This window comes from Collinsella aerofaciens (assembly GCF_028209395.1).
In the GTDB taxonomy this organism is placed as follows: Bacteria; Actinomycetota; Coriobacteriia; order Coriobacteriales; family Coriobacteriaceae; genus Collinsella; species Collinsella aerofaciens_AZ.
Genome location: NZ_JAQLDQ010000006.1, coordinates 85,301 through 103,839, shown reverse-complemented (window position 1 = coordinate 103,839; position 18,539 = coordinate 85,301). Strand labels below are relative to the sequence as shown.

Annotated in this window: 16 protein-coding genes and 1 tRNA gene; 12 read left to right on the top strand and 5 right to left on the bottom strand. The window is 60.8% G+C overall.

Features of this window, described 5'->3' with window-relative positions; all coding sequences use genetic code 11:
• Positions 1 to 95 precede the first annotated feature (95 nt).
• Positions 96 to 1,082: a ribose-phosphate diphosphokinase gene (locus tag PMW67_RS04435; RefSeq protein ID WP_022094252.1), complete on the bottom strand. Its 987-nt coding sequence runs from the start codon at positions 1,080 to 1,082 to the stop codon at positions 96 to 98.
• Positions 1,083 to 1,274: 192 nt separating this feature from the next.
• A complete protein-coding gene (glmU, locus tag PMW67_RS04430; RefSeq protein WP_271738839.1) occupies positions 1,275 to 2,687 on the bottom strand; it encodes a bifunctional UDP-N-acetylglucosamine diphosphorylase/glucosamine-1-phosphate N-acetyltransferase GlmU in 1,413 nt (470 codons plus the stop codon).
• 199 nt (positions 2,688 to 2,886) lie between these two features.
• Here glmU and PMW67_RS04425 point away from each other — a divergent pair, with 199 nt between their 5' ends.
• Both PMW67_RS04425 and PMW67_RS04420 read left to right on the top strand, forming a co-directional pair.
• Positions 2,887 to 3,774, top strand: coding sequence for an energy-coupling factor transporter transmembrane component T (locus tag PMW67_RS04425; RefSeq protein WP_231500817.1), 888 nt, complete (start codon positions 2,887 to 2,889; stop codon positions 3,772 to 3,774).
• Positions 3,774 to 5,417 carry an ABC transporter ATP-binding protein gene (locus PMW67_RS04420; RefSeq protein WP_117840353.1) on the top strand — a complete coding sequence of 548 codons (1,644 nt, stop codon included), beginning with the start codon at positions 3,774 to 3,776 and terminating at the stop codon, positions 5,415 to 5,417. The genes PMW67_RS04425 and PMW67_RS04420 overlap by 1 nt, the downstream gene beginning before the upstream one ends.
• Positions 5,418 to 5,441: 24 nt before the next feature.
• Here the strand turns inward: PMW67_RS04420 and PMW67_RS04415 are convergent, their stop codons facing one another.
• A complete protein-coding gene (locus tag PMW67_RS04415) occupies positions 5,442 to 6,215 on the bottom strand; it encodes a helix-turn-helix transcriptional regulator (RefSeq protein WP_124785727.1) in 774 nt (257 codons plus the stop codon).
• Between the two features lie 210 nt (positions 6,216 to 6,425).
• Here PMW67_RS04415 and PMW67_RS04410 point away from each other — a divergent pair, with 210 nt between their 5' ends.
• The 5 genes from PMW67_RS04410 (at position 6,426) to PMW67_RS04390 (ending at position 11,827) form a co-directional block, all read left to right on the top strand.
• Complete coding sequence (locus tag PMW67_RS04410) at positions 6,426 to 7,637, top strand: MFS transporter (protein ID WP_124785728.1); 1,212 nt, start codon at positions 6,426 to 6,428, stop codon at positions 7,635 to 7,637.
• 2 nt (positions 7,638 to 7,639) lie between these two features.
• Positions 7,640 to 9,286 (top strand): amidohydrolase, encoded by a 1,647-nt coding sequence (locus PMW67_RS04405; protein WP_117840351.1) that lies wholly within the window; start codon positions 7,640 to 7,642, stop codon positions 9,284 to 9,286.
• 14 nt (positions 9,287 to 9,300) lie between these two features.
• Positions 9,301 to 10,491, top strand: coding sequence for an MFS transporter (locus tag PMW67_RS04400; RefSeq protein WP_158558638.1), 1,191 nt, complete (start codon positions 9,301 to 9,303; stop codon positions 10,489 to 10,491).
• A 78-nt stretch (positions 10,492 to 10,569) separates the two neighbouring features.
• Positions 10,570 to 11,007, top strand: coding sequence for a hypothetical protein (locus tag PMW67_RS04395; protein WP_117778675.1), 438 nt, complete (start codon positions 10,570 to 10,572; stop codon positions 11,005 to 11,007).
• Positions 11,008 to 11,128: 121 nt separating this feature from the next.
• A complete protein-coding gene (locus PMW67_RS04390) occupies positions 11,129 to 11,827 on the top strand; it encodes a DUF6580 family putative transport protein (RefSeq protein WP_231500818.1) in 699 nt (232 codons plus the stop codon).
• A gap of 534 nt (positions 11,828 to 12,361) precedes the next feature.
• On the opposite strand, the gene PMW67_RS04385 is transcribed toward PMW67_RS04390, so the two are convergent.
• Positions 12,362 to 13,180 (bottom strand): exodeoxyribonuclease III, encoded by an 819-nt coding sequence (locus PMW67_RS04385; protein ID WP_271738838.1) that lies wholly within the window; start codon positions 13,178 to 13,180, stop codon positions 12,362 to 12,364.
• A gap of 114 nt (positions 13,181 to 13,294) precedes the next feature.
• Here PMW67_RS04385 and PMW67_RS04380 point away from each other — a divergent pair, with 114 nt between their 5' ends.
• The 3 genes from PMW67_RS04380 (at position 13,295) to PMW67_RS04370 (ending at position 16,587) form a co-directional block, all read left to right on the top strand.
• Positions 13,295 to 14,047 (top strand): NAD-dependent protein deacylase, encoded by a 753-nt coding sequence (locus tag PMW67_RS04380; protein ID WP_117646165.1) that lies wholly within the window; start codon positions 13,295 to 13,297, stop codon positions 14,045 to 14,047.
• Positions 14,048 to 14,142: 95 nt separating this feature from the next.
• Positions 14,143 to 15,885, top strand: coding sequence for a dihydropteroate synthase (folP, locus tag PMW67_RS04375; protein WP_117840346.1), 1,743 nt, complete (start codon positions 14,143 to 14,145; stop codon positions 15,883 to 15,885).
• Entirely contained in the window at positions 15,886 to 16,587 is a 702-nt protein-coding gene (locus PMW67_RS04370) for a hypothetical protein (protein WP_055251520.1), read from the top strand.
• A gap of 173 nt (positions 16,588 to 16,760) precedes the next feature.
• Here PMW67_RS04370 and PMW67_RS04365 read toward each other — a convergent pair whose 3' ends face one another.
• Positions 16,761 to 17,534, bottom strand: coding sequence for a type III pantothenate kinase (locus PMW67_RS04365; protein ID WP_271738837.1), 774 nt, complete (start codon positions 17,532 to 17,534; stop codon positions 16,761 to 16,763).
• A 196-nt stretch (positions 17,535 to 17,730) separates the two neighbouring features.
• On the opposite strand from PMW67_RS04365, the gene PMW67_RS04360 reads away from it, so the two are divergent.
• Positions 17,731 to 17,807 (top strand) — tRNA-Met (locus PMW67_RS04360).
• Positions 17,808 to 18,076: 269 nt separating this feature from the next.
• Positions 18,077 to 18,301, top strand: coding sequence for a hypothetical protein (locus PMW67_RS04355; RefSeq protein WP_118450162.1), 225 nt, complete (start codon positions 18,077 to 18,079; stop codon positions 18,299 to 18,301).
• Positions 18,302 to 18,539: the final 238 nt, after the last annotated feature.

Genomic DNA, 18,539 nt, shown 5'->3' with positions numbered 1-18,539 from the left:
CTATGGTCGTCGGCAGCGTCAGATGTGTATAAGAGACAGGCGCGGGGGTTTCTTCTGTTCCGACGGCGATGCGCCGGGTTGTAAGGACGATGCGACTACAGCGCGAAATCGCCGCCGACGAGCGTGGAGACGGGCTCCTCGTGGTAAACGGCGGAGATGGCCTGAGCGAACTCCTCGGCGACCGAGATGGTCTTGATCTTGCCGCCGACCTCGACGGGAATGGCGTCGGTGACGAGGCACTCGACGATCGGGGCGTCGTTCAGACGCTCGATGGCCGGACCGGAGAAGATGCCGTGGGTGGCGCAGACGTAGATGTCGCCAGCGCCCATAGCCTTGAGCTCCTTGACGTTGGCGCACAGGGTGCCAGCGGTGTCGATCATGTCGTCGTTGATGATGCAGGTCTTGCCCTTGATGTCACCGATGATGCCCATGACCTCGGCGGCGTTGTGGCGCGGACGGCCCTTGTGGGCGATGGCCAGGTCGCAGCCGAGCATGTCGGACAGCTTCTTGGCGGCCTTGGCGCGACCCACGTCGGGGGAGACGACAACCAGGTTGTCGGTGTCGAAGTGCATGTCGTTGTAGTACTGGCCAAACAGCGGCAGCGCGGACAGGTGGTTAACCGGGATATCGAAGAAGCCCTGGATCTGGCCCTGGTGCAGGTCGAGGGTGATGATGCGGTTGACGCCGGCGCGCTCGAGCAGGTTGGCGACGAGGCGGGCGGTGATGGGCTCACGCGGGCCGGCCTTGCGGTCCTGGCGGGCATAGCCGTAGTGGGTGATGACGGCGGTGATGGAGCGGGCGGATGCGCGCTTGGCAGCGTCGGTGGCGATGAGCAGCTCCATGAGCATGTCGTTGACGTTGCCGCCGGCCACGGACTGAATCAGGAAGACGTCGGCGCCGCGGACGGTTTCGTCGTAGCGGGCGTAAATCTCACCGTTGGCGAACTGCTTTAGCGTAAGGCCCGAAAGCTCGACCCCAAGGTACTCAGCGATCTTCTGAGCGAGGGGACGGTTGGAGGAACCGGAATACACGCGGATGGACTTGCGCATATTCTCCGACTTCTCGGGATCATTAATCGGCATTACCCTTCTCCTTTATATCGAATGCCATATAGATGCCTTGTTGCATTGTAACCGCGCGGCGGGGTTTATCGAGTCTTGATAACGTCTTTACCGCCAACGGACACGAACCGACCACTCATCCGGCCGCGCAGGTCACGATAGAAAAAGGAGCCGCCCCCCCATGGAACAGCTCCTTAGATGCTTGGTAAAACGTTATGCCTTGTCGTCCTCGTGCAGACGGCGGCGGTAATTGGCGGCCCAGCCCTCAATATTTACCTGACGGGCGCGGCCCAGGCCGAGTGCATCTGTCGGGACCGGCTCGGTGATGACGGAGCCGGCGGCCACAAGCGCGCCGTCGCCGATCTGGGCGGGCGCGACCATCATGGTGTCGGAACCGATGAAGGCGTCCTTGCCGATGACGGTCTTGTGCTTGTGCACGCCGTCGTAGTTGCAGGTGATGGAGCCTGCGCCCACGTTGACGCCGGAGCCCATGGTGGTGTCGCCGATGTAGGACAGGTGCGGCACCTTGGAGCCCTCGCCGATCGTGGACTTCTTGATCTCCACGTGCGTGCCGGCCTTGGATCCGTCGAGCATGTGGGTACCCGGGCGCAGGTAGGCGCGCGGGCCGCAGTCGACGCCGTTCTCGATGACGGCCTCGATGGCGATGGTCTCATCGATGGTGCAGCCGCTGCCGACGGTGGTGTCGGTGAGGCGGCTGTTGGGGCCGAGCTGGCACTCCTCGCCCACGGTGACGTGGCCGATTAGGTGCGTCTGCGGCCACACGACGGTGTCGCGGCCGATAACGGCGTCGGGGCCGATCCAGGCCTGCGTGGGATCGATGAACGTGACGCCCTCGGCCATCCAGTGCTCGTTGATGCGGTCGCGCGCGATGGCGGTGAGCTGCGCGAGCTGGATGCGGCTGTTGACGCCCAGGCCGTCGCGGTAGTCGTCGCAGTGGAAGATGGAGACTGCCTGGCCGTGACCCTTGAGGATTTCGAGCATGTCGGGCAGGTAGTACTCGGATTGCGCGTTGTCGTTGCCGATCTCGTTGATGTGGGCGGCGAGCTGCGTGCCGTCAAATGCGTAGCAGCCGGCGTTGCACTCCAGCAGCGTGGCGGCCTGCTCGGGCGTGCAGTCCTTCTGCTCGATGATGCGCTCGATCTGACCATCGGCGCCCAGCTTGATGCGGCCGTAGCCGAAAGGATCGGGCGGGGTCATGGTCATGACGGTGCAGGCGAGCTCGCCGGTGGCGACGGTTTGCGCGAACTTGGCGACGGTGTCGGCGGTGATGAGCGGCAGGTCGCCGTTGAGCACGACGACGGGGCCTTGCGTGATGCCGCAGGCCTCGAGCGCGACCTTTACGGCGTGGCCGGTGCCCAGGCGCTCGGTCTGCTCGACGCACTCGACCTTGGTGGCGCTGTTGGCGTAGGCGCCGTCGATGAGGGCGCGCATCTCGTCGGCGTGGCTGCCGATGACGACCACGACGCGGCTGCAGCCGGCCTTGATGGTAGCGTCGACGATCCACTGGACCATGGGCTTACCCAGGATCTTGTGCGAAACCTTGCAGTGGTTCGACTTCATGCGGGTGCCCTCGCCGGCAGCGAGGATAATTGCGGTTGCGTCCATGTGATCTCCTGTTACGTTATAGAGACGTGTGTTTGGAAACGATACACGGCGCAATATGATACCGCAGGCATATGACGAGCGCGTAACGATTGGTTTGCGGCGGTTGAGGCTTGCGCCGCCGGCGTGGCGTTTGCACTGCGTGCGTGCGGCGTTGGCGGTGCTGCGGAGCTGTTGTTTGAGCGAGGGAACGGGGGTGCCCGTGGATAACATACGAGAGGAGTTTGGCGGCGGGCCCGTCGCGGCATTCTCGATGTCGCATCCGGCTGTGCCGGCACTCTATATAGTGCTGACGCTGGGGCTCACTATGTTCTCGATGCAGCCGGTACTGATCGCGCTGTCGCTCGCAGGCGGGCTGGCGTATGGATTTGCGACGCGTGGGGCTGCCCGCACGCTGGGCGCGCTCCGCTGGCAGCTGCCGGTGATTTTGATCGTCGCGCTGCTCAATCCGCTGTTTAGCGCCTCGGGTTCGACGGAGCTGTTCCGTATTGGCATGCGCGCGGTGTATCTGGAGAGCATGGTATACGGCCTGTGCATGGGCGGGCTGTTTGTGGCGAGCGTGTTGTGGTTTGAGGCGGCGGCATCGATGCTCGAATACGACAAGGTACTCGCGCTGCTGGGCAATGCCGCGCCGGTGATTGCGCTCATGATCTCGATGTGCATGAGGCTTATCCCGCAGTTTTTGCGCCGCGGTCGTACGGTGCTGGCGGTGCAGGATGCGATTGATGTGCCGGGCAGCGCGCCGGCCGACCCCGTGCGTTCGCGTTTGCGGGCATCGAGTGTGTTGATGGGCTGGGGCATGGAAGATTCGCTGGAGCGCGCGGACGCGATGCGCTCGCGCGGGTGGGGTGCCGCGACGCGTCGTACGACGTATGCGCGGTATCGACTGGGGCGCAGCGACGTTGCCGCGCTGGCTGGGCTTGCGGTGTTTGGTGCCGCCGCGGTGGCGGTGGCATGGACCGCGACAACGCAGTATTCGTTTTATCCGCAGCTCTCGGTGCCGGCGCCGTGGCGGGGCTATGTCGTGTACGCTGCCTGGATGATGCTGCCTTGCGCGTCGCACGCGATTGATGAGAAGAGGTTTGGCTGATGGCTCGGTTGGATAGGGGCCCGGTGTCGGGCGCGGCGTGCGGCCCGGATATTCCGGCGATTGAGGTGCAGGGCCTTAGTTTTGCCTATCCCGGGGCCGAGGCACCGGTGCTCGAGGGGCTTGATTGGCGTGTTCCCCAAGGTGCATTTGCGCTGCTTGTTGGCGGTACCGGTTCGGGCAAGTCGACGCTGCTGTCGCTGCTCAAGCCCGAGATCGCGCCGGCGGGCGAGCGCACTGGTGATGCGCGCGTGCTGGGCGAGAACGTTGCCGACATGGACGTGCGGGCATCGGCGGAGCGCGTGGGCTATGTGTTCCAGGATCCCGAGAACCAGATCGTGTGCGAAACCGTGTGGCACGAGATGGCGTTTGGCCTGGAAAACTTGGGGCTAGCACGTGATGAGATGCGCCGTCGCGTAGCTGAGACCAGCTATTTCTTTGGTCTGGAGGACTGGCTTCATCGCGATACCGATACGCTTTCGGGCGGCCGCAAGCAGCTGCTGTCGCTTGCCGCCGTCCTGGCGCTGCGTCCGCGTGTGCTGCTACTCGACGAGCCCACGTCTCAGCTCGATCCCGTTGCCGAGAAGAATTTTCTGCACGCGCTGTTTCGCGTGAACCGTGAGTTGGGCTGCACGGTTGTTGTGGCTACGCATCAACCGCGTCCAATGCTCGAGTATGCGACGTGTGCGTACCGGATTGAGGACGGTCGCGTGCGCGAGGTGGCGGATATGGCTTCTTTGGGACGCCGAGAATCGTTGTTTTCCGACGACATGTTGGGGTGGGGTGCCGTCCGATGTGCAAAAAACGGAGTATTCAGCAGGCGTGAGGACAATTTGGGCTCTCTGGAGCCGCCCGGGGACGTATCGAGCGCGAAAAAAAGTTCGGAATTGGACAAATCGTCCGAATTTGTGGCGCAAACGTCGCTCGAGAACGGCTCGGAAGCCTTCCCGCGCACGGATGGGAGCAGAATACTCCAAAAAATGCACGGCGGGTCGGCTACCACCCTGGCAGGGAGCTGGTTTCGCTACGATCGCGCGGGCGGTTGGGTGCTGCGCGGGCTCGACGTGGCGTTTTCGGCCGGTGCGGTGCATGCGGTCGTGGGCGGCAACGGATGCGGTAAGTCGACGATGCTCTCGGTGCTGGCGAAGACCGCCAAGCTGCAGCGCGGCCGCATGGTGCGCGGAGCGGCCTCGGCGGCGCTGCTGCCTCAGAACCCCAAAGCATTGCTGGTTGCCGAGACGGTTCACGATGAGCTGATGGAATGGGCCTCGACCTGCGGATATGACGAGAACTTGGCGCGGGAGCGTGCGGCGCAACTGGGATTGGACGGCCTGGAGACGCGTCACCCCTACGACCTCTCGGGCGGACAGCGCCAGCTGCTCGCGCTGGCAAAGCTGCTGCTGATTGGCCCCGAGCTGCTGCTGCTTGACGAGCCCACGAAGGGCTTGGACCTGGAGAGCCGCCGCATCATCGCTCGCGCCCTGCGTGACCATGCGAAGGCTGGCGGCACCGTCATCATGGCAACGCACGACCTGGATTTTGCCGAGCAGGTAGCCGACGACATCGCCATGATGTTTGATGGCGAGATCGCCTGCATGGAGCCGCCGACCGACTTCTTTGCCGACAACGTGTTTTATAGGGCGTGAGCGGGTTCGCGGGCGAGAACGGTCTTACTGCTTGAGCGCCGTGTACTGCTGAAGGAGCGCCATGAGCCCAACGCGGCTGTTGACCTGTGTTTTTCGAAAGATGTTCTCCAGATGCTTTTTAACGGTGCCAGTGCTGATGGAGAGCTCTTCGGCGATGGCCGCGTTGTCCATGCCCGATAACACGCAACGACACACATCGATTTCGCGCGCTGAGACGTCGTAGTCGTGAGCAAATACGATTTCAGACGAGCTGCGGTCGGCGCGCACACGCCATTTTGATAGTCGGTTCGTGAGGTGTGGTTCGATGAGCTCAAGGATTTGAACTTCGCGATCGCTAAAGTCGCCCTCTTCTTTCTTGCGATTAAGATTGAGCGATCCCAAAAAGCCCTCGTCATTAAAGAAACTGACGTTGACGACGTGGCGGCCGCCAAGATAATCCTTCATATAACTGCTGTCGATATCGCCAGGGCTGAGCTGATCGGACTCGCGCAGCACCGTCGAGCGCGTAAGATTGCGGTGGGCGACGATCATGTCCTGCTGCCAGTACTTTTCGGTGTAGAGCTCGAGCATCCCAGCGGGGACATCGATGCCAAGAGGGTCAAGAAAGACGCGCGTTTTCCATTCTTGCGGGGTGGATACGAGATCCCTGGAAAGGTCGCTCAGGAAAAATGCAGCCGACTCGTAGGGGATGAGAAAACGCAGCTTTTTGAGGACGGTCGAGCGAAACTCGCGGTCGCTGTCGATGGAATTAATCGAAAGCACGAGATCGTTTAAGCAGAGCCATTCAGAATCGGACAAAAAGCTCAAGATGACCTCCGATGAGATTGCGTAGTGGTTTAGCTGGCATTTTAGTTAATTTGCGTAGAGATACTACTCCTTTTTTCGAATGATGATAAGCCGTTAGCCGAATGGTTTCGGTGAGGGGCCAATCGCAAAATATGAATACCTAAGAGCCAGGGCCCGGTTCTCCAAGCTGTTTGATTATTCCGACTTATTAAAGGAGTCATCATGGAAGAGAAGCTTCCTTCATGGCGTTGGGCGATTGTTTCAGTCGTTTGCTTGCTGTGCTTTATGGCTAACTACATGCAGTACCAGGTCTCAGCACTCGCCGTCGAGGTCATGCCTATGCTCAATATCGATACCGTCGGCTTTTCGATGCTGTTCCTCGTTCCTATGCTTACCGCCGTTTTCTTCTCAATTCCGCTGGGTGCCCTTGGTGACCGTATCGGTTCTAAGAAAGTTGTCACGGTTTGCACCGCAATTTCGGTTGCCGGCGGTTTTCTCCGTTGCTTTACGCTCGATTCGTTCACGATGCAGATGACATCGATGTTCCTGATTGGCATGGGAATCTCGGCACTCAACGCCAACCTCATCAAGGTGCTCGGCACCTGGTTCCGTGAACAGACTGGTTTCGCCATGGGCTTGTTCTACGCGGCTTCGTGCGTTGCCATCGTTGTCGCTCAGATCTGCGCTGGCTTGTTCGGCAGCGTCTTTAACTCTTATATGGTCGCTGCTGTCGTCATGACCATTTCCTGGGTTCTTTGGATTGTGCTTGACCGAGATGTGCCCGAGGGGCAATCGCTCCCCGAGCCCGAGCCCGTGCTCGACTACATCAAGGTTGCTATCAAGAGTCCTGGCGTGTGGCTAATCTCCATCGGCGTCGGTTTTGGACTTGCCTCTACCACTGCCTATGCCGGTTTCCTGCCTCAGGCGCTTCAGCTTGGCAAGGGCATAGACGTCGCCACTGCTGGTTTCATGGCCGCAATTGTTACCGTTGGCAGCTTTTTCGGCTGCATCGTTGGGCCTGCGTTCTGCGATAAGCTTGGAAAGTTCAAGGGTTTTCTCATCGTCACTACTCTCATCGGTGCCATATCGATGTTCGTGACGTGGTACACCCCGGTTGGTTTCCTTCTGTGGACGATTTTGGTCATCAATGGCTTCTTTACCGCCATCAACGGCCCGATCATGCAGTCCATGCCTGTCCTCCTTCCCGAGATTGGTGATAAGTATGCTGGCTCCGCTGGCGGTATCGTAGGCACCATTTCCCTGCTCATGAGCTATTTCCTGCCTATCGGTATCTCCGCCATTGCCGGTGCCGATTACACTATGAACATGGGTCTCGAGAGCCTCTGCTTCCTGCTTTCCGTGGTTCCGGTTTTCTTCCTGCCCGAGCTCGGCCGCAAGGCCATGCAGGCTGCCGCCGCCAAGGACGGTGAGTAGCCATGGAATCGGTGGTTCCCGCCGATATCGTCCTTAAGACGACGGCGCTGTTTACGGCCGAGGAACTTGAGCCTCGCGCTGGGTGCGTTGCAGTTCGCGGCAGCGAGATTGTGGCCGTGGGCTCTCCCGACAAGGTGCAGCCGTTTATCGGTCCCGATACTGAGGTTATTGACGCCGGCAACAAACTGGTCATGCCCGGATTCAACGATTCACACATGCATTTTGCGCTTGGTTCAATCCAGAAGGATGAAGACTTCTGTTGCGATCTGATGTTCCTGCCGAGTGAGCAGGCTTGCGTGGATGCTGTGGCAAAGTTTGCTGCCGAACACCCTGACAATCCGTGGATTTACGGCCAGGGTTGGTATTCGCCTGCATGGGAAAACCCGATTGACCCTGATTGCCGCAGCCTCGATGCGCTCGATATCGACCGCCCAATCGTGCTTTCGGATTTTTCGATGCACGTGGTGTGGTGCAATACCGCCGCGCTTAGGGCGGTTGGTATTGATCGCAATACCCCGACGCCTGAAGGTGGCCTTATCCGCCACTTTGACAACGGCGAGCCCAATGGCTTTCTGTCTGAGCCCCAGGCGACGAACATCTTGCTCGATGTTGTGCTCAACAAACCGGACCTTGATGCGTCGTTGCTCAAGTCGATGCGCAAGTTCAACAAGCTCGGCATAACTTCGATCGGTGATATGTATCCTTTGGGCGTGACCACGCCCGGCGTGTACGACATCTATGACCGTCTGGCGAGCGAGGACCTGAGTACGCTGCGTATTAGCTACTATTCTGCGCTCGACGCTCCGATGGCAGAGTCGCAGGCCCTGCGTGTGCGTCATCACGGCGAGCGCGTCCGAATGGCGGGTCTCAAGTACATTTTGGACGGCTGTCCCGAGGCGTACACGGCCTACATGCATGAGCCGTATCTTAACGCTCCTACGGGGAAGGACTTTCGCGGCGAACCAGCATGCAACCAGGAGACGCTTGACCGCATGATGCTCGAGGCCAGCAAGAATGGCTTCGATGTTCGTATTCATGCCATCGGCGACGCATCGGCCACGATGATTATCGATGCCGTCGAGCGTGCCGAGGAGGTGTGCGGCAACAAGGGGGCGCGTTTTGCTATCGAGCATACAGATAACCTGAAGCTCGAGGATATTGCTCGCATGAAGCGCCTGGGCATTAATGCTGCGGTCCAGCCGCAGCATCCCATCGGAGGCCTTGGGCAGGGCGTGTACGAGGAGTCTCTTGGCGAAGAGCGCATGAGCCACATGTGGCGCTATAGGGAAGAGGCCGATGGCGGAATCCACTTAGGGCTTGGTACTGACTGGCCTGCGGTGATGTCAATCGATCCTATCGATACCGTGTATGCTGCGGTGACGCGTAGCGAGTTTGACGGGCACCCGGCGGAGGGATACTTCCGCGAGAATGCCCTGACGCTCGGCGAGACGCTGCAAGCGCACACGCTCGGCTCAGCATATGTCGAGGGCTTTGAGCGCCGTTTGGGCAGCCTTGCCGCCGGCAAGCTTGCCGATATCGTCATCCTGTCGGGCAATCCGTTTGAAATGAACCCGATGGCGCTTCGCGATCTCGAAGTCGAGACGACGATCTTTAACGGACGCGTCGTCTATCGCAAGGATGAAGCATAGATAGGGTGATGAACGTGAGCAAAGGGACGGTCGAAAAATATGCCCTGCTGTTTGTGGTGTGCGGCATCGTGTTTGCTGCGAACTACGCGCAGTATCAGGTGTCGGGATTGACACATCTGGTTGTGTCGGACCTGCATCTGACCTCGGCCGAGTTTTCAGCCGTCCTGTTTGCCCCGTTTGTTCCTGCCGTTGTATTCGGCATGCCTGTCGGCGTTTGCGCCGATCGATATGGCGTGAAGGCGCTCGTATTCATCGCGTCGGCGATTTCTGCAATTGCAGCGGCTGCTCGCGCGGAGTGCGCATCGTTTGCGACGCTGTTCACGGCGACCATGCTTCTGGGTGCGGCACCATGCGTCGTGAATGCCATCGTTCTAAAAGTGCTTGGTTCCGCTTTTGGCGGAGAAACCGATAGGGCCATGGGATGGTTCTACGCTGCGGGGTCGGGCGGAATCGCCTGCTCGCTTGCAACCTCTCCTCTCTTTGCAACGCCCGGACGAGCATATGCCCTTGCCGCGGTTTTGTTTGCCGTGTTTGGATTGCTGTGGCTGCTGGTTGCGCCGTCGGCAGATGTTCTGCAGGCTGCAGATGGCTTTGGCGTTCAGGGCGCGGAGCCTGCTGCATCGTCGGCAAGTGCGTTTGCGGCGGTAATCAAGATGCCGATAGTTTGGCTCGTGGCGATACTGCTTGGAGTTGCCCTTGCATCGGCTACGGCGTACTCGGGTTATCTTGTTTCAGCGCTTGAGGCTTCAACTGAACCCAAGGCTGCTGGACTTCTCGCCTCTTTCGTGACGCTTGGATCGATTGTCGGCAGCGTGGCTGGACCCTATGTGCGGGCGCAATTTGGCGATTATCGCGTGTTTATGGCCATCTCCGCAATGGCGGGAAGTGCCCTTATGTGGGCAGGAGAGGCTTTTGTCTCCCATCCTTCTGTGGGGCTGATGTTTGCGATCGGCGTTTCGAGCTCCGTCGCTGGTCCGGTCGTTCAGTCGCTGCCCTACATGCTGCCCGAGGTGCGCGAGGGACTTGCGGGAAGCGCCGGCGGCGTGGTGAGCACCGTTTCACTGGGACTTACGTTTTTGATTCCCGTGGCCCTCTCCTTCTGCATTGGCGAGAGCTACGAAACGCTGCTTTTTGGGTGCGCTGTTCTGTTTGGCGCGACGGCGCTGGTGTCGCCATTCCTGCCGTCTCCCGATTCACTTATGTAATATTCGCTTCCGCCCTTTGGGCCTGGCCGACAAGGGCAAAAGGAGTTGGTCTACTTGACACTAAAAAAGAGTACCGCTGTGACCATTCTCAACGGCATCGTTAATCCTCTATTCATGTGTTCATTTCTGCCGATTGTTGAGGGAAAGCCTGGCTTAGATTTTCAGGGACTTACTGGTTTCTGGGGGCAGCTTATTCTGGCCATCGGTATTGCACAGTTCGTGGGTTTTTTGCCGCTCTTTGGCAAAGCAATTGAGACGTGCGTTGAGTTTTTTGGTTTTGATCGGAACACTCCGGGCGCACGGATTTGCGGAACCGTTGTGGGCGCTACTCTGCTCTTCTGCATTATCGGGCTATTTGAAGTCGCGTTTCAGTCAGGCGTTGGCGTTATCGACGGTGTGCCGTTTTTCTCGCGCTGGGTTCGCCTCGTGGTGGGCGGATGGGCCTTTGTCGTTGTGGGCGGCTTGCTGTTTGATCCTTTTGTCGCGGCCATTGCCGCTAAAGTTACGGGCGAATAGCGCCAAGACCGGTCGCGTGGCGAAAGCCTGATCGACTGGCAGCCAAGGTCGGCCGGGGGATTGGTCGGCCTCATTTTGCCCGTGCTACCATAAACGGACATTCGTTTGATGGGGGCTGCCGTTGTCACGCGTCTTGCAACATATGGAAATCCCGCTGCTGCTGGCGGTTCCTGCGGTGATGGCTGCGGCGTTGCTGGCGGGCGTTGAGCAGGCAGCGTTGGCCATGCTGGTTGTGGTGGCGCTGGTGCTTGCGCTGTTCTTTGCGGGTTACGAGGCTTCGCGCCCGGGCCTGCGCCAGATTATGCCCACGCTGGTGTTGGCGGCGTTGGCCGCGGCGGGGCGCATCTTGTTCGGTCCCATTCCCGACTTTAAACCGGTGAGTGCCATCGCCATTATCGCGGGGGCGACGCTTGGTCGCCGCAATGGTTTTATGGTTGGCGCGCTGGCGGCGCTGACCAGCAATTTCTTTTTTGGACAAGGCATGTGGACGCCGTGGCAGATGTATGCCTGGGGGCTGGTTGGCTATGTTGGCGGCGCGCTAGCGTATGCGGGTGCGTTCGACCGCGTCGACGGCACCGTGCGCATGCCAGTACTGCTGGCGTACGGCTTTGCGTCGGGCCTGCTCTATGGCGTCGTGATCAACGCATATGACATCATTGGTTTTGTACAGCCGCTTACTTGGGCGGGTGCCGTGGCGCGTCTTGCCACGGCAGTGCCGTTCGATATTACGCACGGCCTTGCGACCTGCGTGTTTTTGGCCGCCTTGTACAAGCCTTGGTGCCGTCGCATTAACCGTGTCGTCGTGAAATACAGGCTGTAGGGCTGGTTGCGTCGGGGCGGGAATCAATACTGCCGAAGTGTCATTTCAAAACTATGCCGGTTTACGGGGCTAGATTGGCGCAGGCAGACCATGCCGGCTTTTTTCGAAATAGAGTAAGCCGTTCACCTGCGGTTTTATTATCTCGGAATTGCGTATGGTTGGGGGTTCGCGATTCAGCCCCGTAAACCGGCATAGTTTTGGAATGGCCGGCTGATATGACGGGCATCGTGGCCCTCAGAGAGCCAAATTGATCCATTTTCTTCCGTCCCCAGATGTCCCCAGGGAATCAGTTGACGGCGCTTGCCACGAAACTGGCCCATCTACTACGTTTAGCTTGATACTCCCGACCATGACCGCGTTTTATGAAAAACCGCAGGCTTTCTACCTGCGGTTTTCTTTTTGCGTTGTTCGCTGTGGTTGAGGGTGGTGGCTTAAACGTAGTAGATGGGCGTGTTTCGTGGCGGATGGGTCACGCGGACACCCTCACGAGGCCCAAAATGATCCGTTTTCCTTCGTCTCCGGGGGCAGCTGGAGCTAGAGCTCCAACGTAAGGGTGACGGGGCAGTGGTCGCTGCCGAAGATGTCGCCGCGGATGCCGGTGTCGCGTACGTTGTCGGCGATTGCGTCGCTTACCAGGAAGTAGTCGATGCGCCAGCCGGCGTTGTTCTTGCGGGCATTAAAGCGATAGCTCCACCAGCTGTAGACGCCCTCGACGTCGGGGTTTGCCGCGCGCCAGGTATCGGTAAAACCGGCGTCGAGCAGCTCGGTAAACTTGCCGCGCTCCTCGTCCGAAAAGCCTGCGTTGCCGCGGTTGGACTTGGGGTTCTTAAGGTCGATCTCCTCGTGCGCCACGTTAAAGTCGCCGCAGGTCACGACGGGTTTGCCGGTCTCGCGCTCGAGCGCGTTCAAAAAGCCGCGGTAGGCGTCGTCCCACGCCATGCGCACGTCGATGCGGGCGAGTTCATTTTGGGCGTTGGGCGTATAGACGTCGACAAACCAAAACTTGTCGAACTCGAGCGCGCAGACGCGGCCCTCGGTTACGGCTTGGGCGACGAGCTCAGCTGCCTCACCCTCGCCGGCGTAGGGCAGCAGCGCATCGGCGTGCAGCACGCGCAGCGGTTCCTGGCGGCTAAAGACCGCAGTGCCCGAATAGCCTTTACGCTCGGCGTAGCTCCAGGTTTGGTGATAGCCGGGCAGGTCAATATCGACCTGACCTTCTTGCAGCTTGGTCTCTTGCAGCGCCAGGATATCGACGTCGAGTTCTTGCGCGATCTGGATAAAGCTCGGGTCCTTTTTGAGCACGGCGCGCAGGCCGTTGACGTTCCACGAGGCGAAAGTGTAAGTCTGAGGCATGGTGTCCTTTCGACGGGGTTGGCAGGCTTAAGATTAGCGCAACAGGGGCGGGGTGGGCTCCGTGGGCGACGGCGCAATCGCAGCCGCCCCGACCAACATGGACGGAGGACAAACATGACGCAAGCGATAACAGATCCCAAGCAGGCCTCCGCGGCGTTGGCGGAGCTGTTCGACACCCACGAGCGCGTGGTTTTCTTTGGCGGCGCTGGTGTTTCCACGGCAAGCGGCATTCCCGATTTTCGCAGCGTGGACGGCCTGTATCACCAGCAGTTTGCCTATCCGCCCGAGACCATGCTGTCGCACAGCTTTTACGAGACACATCCGGCGGAGTTCTTCGACTTTTACCGCACCAAGATGATCGCGCTTAACGCTAAGCCCAACCGCTGTCACACCAAACTCGCCGAGCTGGAGCGAGCTGGCAAGCTCGATGTCGTGGTGACGCAAAACATCGACGGCCTGCATCAGATGGCCGGCTCACAGCGCGTGTTCGAGCTGCACGGATCGGTCCATCGCAACATTTGCCAGTCGTGCGGCGCGATCTATAGCGCCGAGTGGATTTGCTCGCGCGAGCACGAGGACGCCGCGGGCGTGCCCGTGTGCCCCGCGTGCGGTGGTCGTATCAAGCCCGATGTGGTGCTCTACGAAGAGCCGCTCGACGAGCATGTGTTGACCGGTGCCGTTGCCGCCATCGCCGCGGCCGATGCCCTCATTGTGGGCGGGACCTCACTCGTGGTGTATCCGGCGGCAGGCCTTACGCGTTACTTTACTGGCGATACGCTGGCCATTTGCAATTTGGCGCCTACCGATCAGGATGCAAATGCCGACCTGCTGATTTCTTGCGACATCGCGGCCGCGTTTGCGTTCTAGCCCGTGTGCGCGGATACAATAGAAAGACTGAGTGCAAAGCGACCCCGCCGCCAGCTCCCCAAGCTCGGCGGCGTGGGCATTTTAGGAGGATGTTCATGGCGAACGACAGCAAGACATGGCGGTGCGGAAAGTATGAGCTCAGCTTTGACCGTCCGCGCATCATGGGCGTCCTCAACGTGACGCCCGATTCGTTTAGCGACGGCGGGGAGCACTTCGACCCGGATGCCGCCATCGAGTACGGCCTGGCGATGCTCGACGCCGGCGCCGACATCATCGACGTAGGCGGCGAGTCCACGCGCCCCGGATTTACCCCGGTCAATCCCGATGAGGAGGCTCGCCGCGTGCTGCCCGTGGTGCGCGCGCTGGCCAAAGAGGGCGCCATCGTCTCGATCGACACGCGCCACGTGGCGGTTGCTAAGGCGGCCGTGCGCTGCGGCGCCTCGATCGTCAACGACGTGACCGGCTTCACCGACCCCAAGATGGTCGAGTTTGTTAAGACGAGCACCTGCGGAGTCATTGTGATGCATGCCGGCGAGGTCGCCGTGCCCACCCGCACGCACGCAACGGTGCAGCTCGATACCTCGGCAGCGGCGTTTGTTGCCGAGAAGGCGCGCGAGGCGGCTGCCGAGGCCGCGCGTGAGGCCGAGAAGCCGGCTCGTCGCCGTCGCGGCAAGTTGCTGGGTGAGCCTAAGCCGGAGGCCAAGCTTCCGGGTGGCGTGGTGCAGCCCTCGTTGCCGTTTGGCGAACCTGAGCCCGCGACCGAGCCTGCAAGCGAGCAGGAGACGCCTGCCGCCGAGCAGGCTGCTGCCGCCGAGACCGTCGCGCCCGCGCCCGAGGCCGCGCCCGCAGCCACCGAGGCCGCATCGGAGCCCAATGATCACCTGGCGGCCATGATGCGCCGCAGCGCCCGCCGCGAGGAGGCCTACGTGCCCACCTCTCAGCTCCGCCGCTTCACCCTGCCCGATTCGGCGCCCATCATGCGCCGCGTTATGGGCTTTCTGTCCGACCAGGCCCGCACGCTCATCCACGCCGGCGTGTCGCGCGACCGCATCTGCATCGATCCTGGCCCGGGCTTTGGTAAGTCGGCTAACGAGGACATCGTCATCCAGCGCGAGACTGCCAAGATGGCGTCACTGGGCTATCCGCTCATGTGCGCCGTATCGCGCAAGCGCTTTGTGGGCGCCGTCTCGGGCGTGACCGAGGCCGCCGAGCGCGATGCCGCTACGTTTGGCGTGTGCCTGGGCGCCATCCAGGCCGGTGCCAACATCGTGCGCGTGCACGACGCCGCGGGTTTTGCGCAGTTCCTGAACGGCTACTGGGCGGTTGCCAAGCCGCAGCCGCGCCGCGCGTTTGTGGCCGTGGGCTCCAACCTGGGGCATCGCTGTGACAACATCCGCGCCGCACGCGACATGATCGCCGAGATTCCACTCACCTGCGTGTCCAACTCCTCCAAGATCTACGAGAGCGAGCCGGCCTACGAGACGCGTCAGGACGCGTTTGCCAACGCCGTCATCGAGATCAAGACCGAGCTGGCGCCGTTGGTGCTGCTCGACGAGCTCATGAAGATCGAGGCCGAGCTGGGCCGCGACCGCTCCAAAAAGGCCAAGGCCAACGGCCCGCGCACCATCGACCTGGATCTGCTGTGGATGGACGGCGAGACCCACGGGGGCAAAAAGCTGCGCCTGCCGCATCCGCTGATCGGCGAGCGCGACTTTGTGCTGGTGCCGCTCGAGGATCTGATGCACGATCCGGCGCGGTTCTTCCGCTACAACGGCGTCGAGGTCAAGGGGCCCGAGGACCGCGTGGGCCATATCGTGGGCGAATTGGGGCGCATGTAGATGATCGAGATGAATGCTGTTGCCGCCGGCACCGAGCTCGACGCGGCGCGTGACGCGGGCCGCGAGGGCGTGTCCGCGGGCTGGTGCGCGTGGAGCGCGGGCGATGCTTCGCTGACGTTTTCGCTGGTCGTTCGCCCCGACGTGAACATGCACGCCTTCCACGGTCTTCCGTTTGTGGCCGCGATGGGCATGATGGACGCGCTCGTGGGCACGACGTCGACGCCGGGCCTGGGCCTTGCCGGTAAGGTGGGTATCCAGTGGCCGAGTGACATCGTGTGCGGTGCGCCTGCGTTTGAGACGTCACTCGCGCGTGTTGCCGTGAACGGCGGTGCCGGTGCTGCGGGCATGTTTGCCGCGGTGACGGTTGATATTGAGCGTGCGGCGCTGGGTGAGCTTGGTGTGGATATGGCAGATGAGGCGCTGATCGAGGCATTGGCCGCCGCCGTGCTGGTCCGCGTGGACACCTGGGCGGTTGCCGCCAACACACCACAGGGCGCTGCCGGCCCGCTGGCTCCGGTGCTGGGCGAGTACTTTGACATGGTGCCACTGTTGGGTCGTCAGGTCGCGGCGGTGTCGCCCAACGGCTTGCCGCTTGCGGTCGGTGTGTTTGCGGGCCTGGACATCTGGGGCCGCGCGACCATCAAGACCGATGCCGGCGAGCAGGAGTTTCCGCCCGAGGCCGTACGGATTCGCGGACTGTAACGCGAGGCGCCCGCGCTCAAAGATAGCGATGACAACAAGACCCTCCTCGGCTGTGCCGGGGAGGGTCTTGTTGTCTGGGGAATGGGCTGTCAGCACCCTATTCCTCAAAACTGAAAAATTTTCGATTTTGAGGAATAGGATTGGCGGCTGGTTGCTGCGACCTGGCGTTTACTCTATCCCAGCTCCTGCATGCGGCGGTAGATTTCGCAGATGCCCTTGATGGTGAGTTGCCCGTCGACCACGTCGAAGGCATCGGTCGAATCGGCGACAATGCCGGCGAGACCGCCCGTGGCGATAACGGTGGCGTCCTCGCGGCCCAGCTCGCGCTTCATGCGCGTGACCAGGCCCTCGGCCATGGCGGCGGCGCCCATCACGGCGCCGACCTTGATGCACTCTTCGGTGTCGCGACCGATGGCGTGCTCGGGCGCCTCGAGCGGCACGCTGGCGAGCTTGGCGGCTCGGGCGGCAAGCGCGTCCATGGAGATGCGGATGCCCGGCGCGATCGCCCCACCAATGTAATAACCGTCCTCATCGATGACGTCGATATTGGTCGCGGTGCCAAAGTCCACCACGATTGCCGGCGCGCCGTAGAAAGTCTCAGCTGCGACGGCGTTGGCGACGCGGTCGGCACCTACGGCCTGGGGGCGCGCCGCGCGCAGCTTGGTCACGGCGGCCGTCTGCGGCCCGATGACGATGACGTCCGCCGCGATGCGGTCGGCCACGGCGTGCCACTCGCGCGAGAGCTGCGGCACCACGCCGGCAAAGGCGATCGCATCGACCGCATCGAGCGAAAGGTCGTACATCTTAAAGAAGCCCATCAGGCGCACGTGGATCTCGTCGGCGGTATAGGAGCGGTCGGTGGGCATGCGCCACGACTGCACCAGCTCGTCTCCGTCAAACAGGCCCATGGCCGTCTGCGTGTTTCCCATATCGATAGCGAGCAGCATGTCTACTCCCGGTGTCGGCATAAAAGGACGCGCACCATTGTATACGTGCCATCGACGGCGCTCGGCTGTGATTCGTTTACGGTGATAAGGGCTGAGAGGTTTAAATATGAAGGAATTATGCTCTACGAGATTTTCCTTGCCGTTTACCGAACTCCCACGTAATATTCTTTCTTGCGCACATGAGGCGCCCAGACATTGCGGGGTGGAGCAGTCTGGTAGCTCGCCGGGCTCATAACCCGGAGGTCGTAGGTTCAAATCCTGCCCCCGCGACCAAGAACTTGCAGCTCGTCGGCCTAGCCGGCGAGCTTTTTTGTTATTCCGGGACCGTGTTTTTCGGTCCAATTCTCAGCCTCTCAAACAAAATCTCGATCTGTAACATCTAGACCCGATTTGGGCGGCTAGGTGTTACAGATTGAGATGTTGAGTCCCCGCCTGGACGGTTTGTCTAAATCTGTAACACGAGGGATGGATTTTGCCGAGTAACTGTTACAGATTGAGATTTTCTGCCGGGACGGTTTTGGTTTGTCTCGATCTGCTCCAATGTGCCCTGCGTCTTTATGGGTCTTGCCACGTCGTTCTTCACGTTTATGCTGCAGCAGCCGATCAACTTTGGCCACCTCTTCGCATTCTGGGCCTTTGGAATCGCGCTCGCGGTTTGCCTGGTTATGTCGGGAACGCTCGTGTGCTCGGCAATCTTTGGAAAAGAGCGCGCTATTCAGGCGCTTACGCCGCTCGATGTGCTCGAGGCACGGCGGAACCATAAATAAGAAAACTCGATTATCAGGGGCGGACGCCGTGAAGCACACCGCCCCCCCCTGTACGTGTGGCGCCAGGGCCATGCGCTCGAAAGCGTTGCCCAAACGCATGGTTCATCCGCACAAAGCCCATGGTCGCTATGGGCAAACATCGGTGCGCCTGCACATGGCTTTGAGTCTGTTTTCGAGCGAAAGTATGGCTGTCGATACGCATGCAATTCGCATGAAGTCCGGGTTCGTCCAAGAGCCC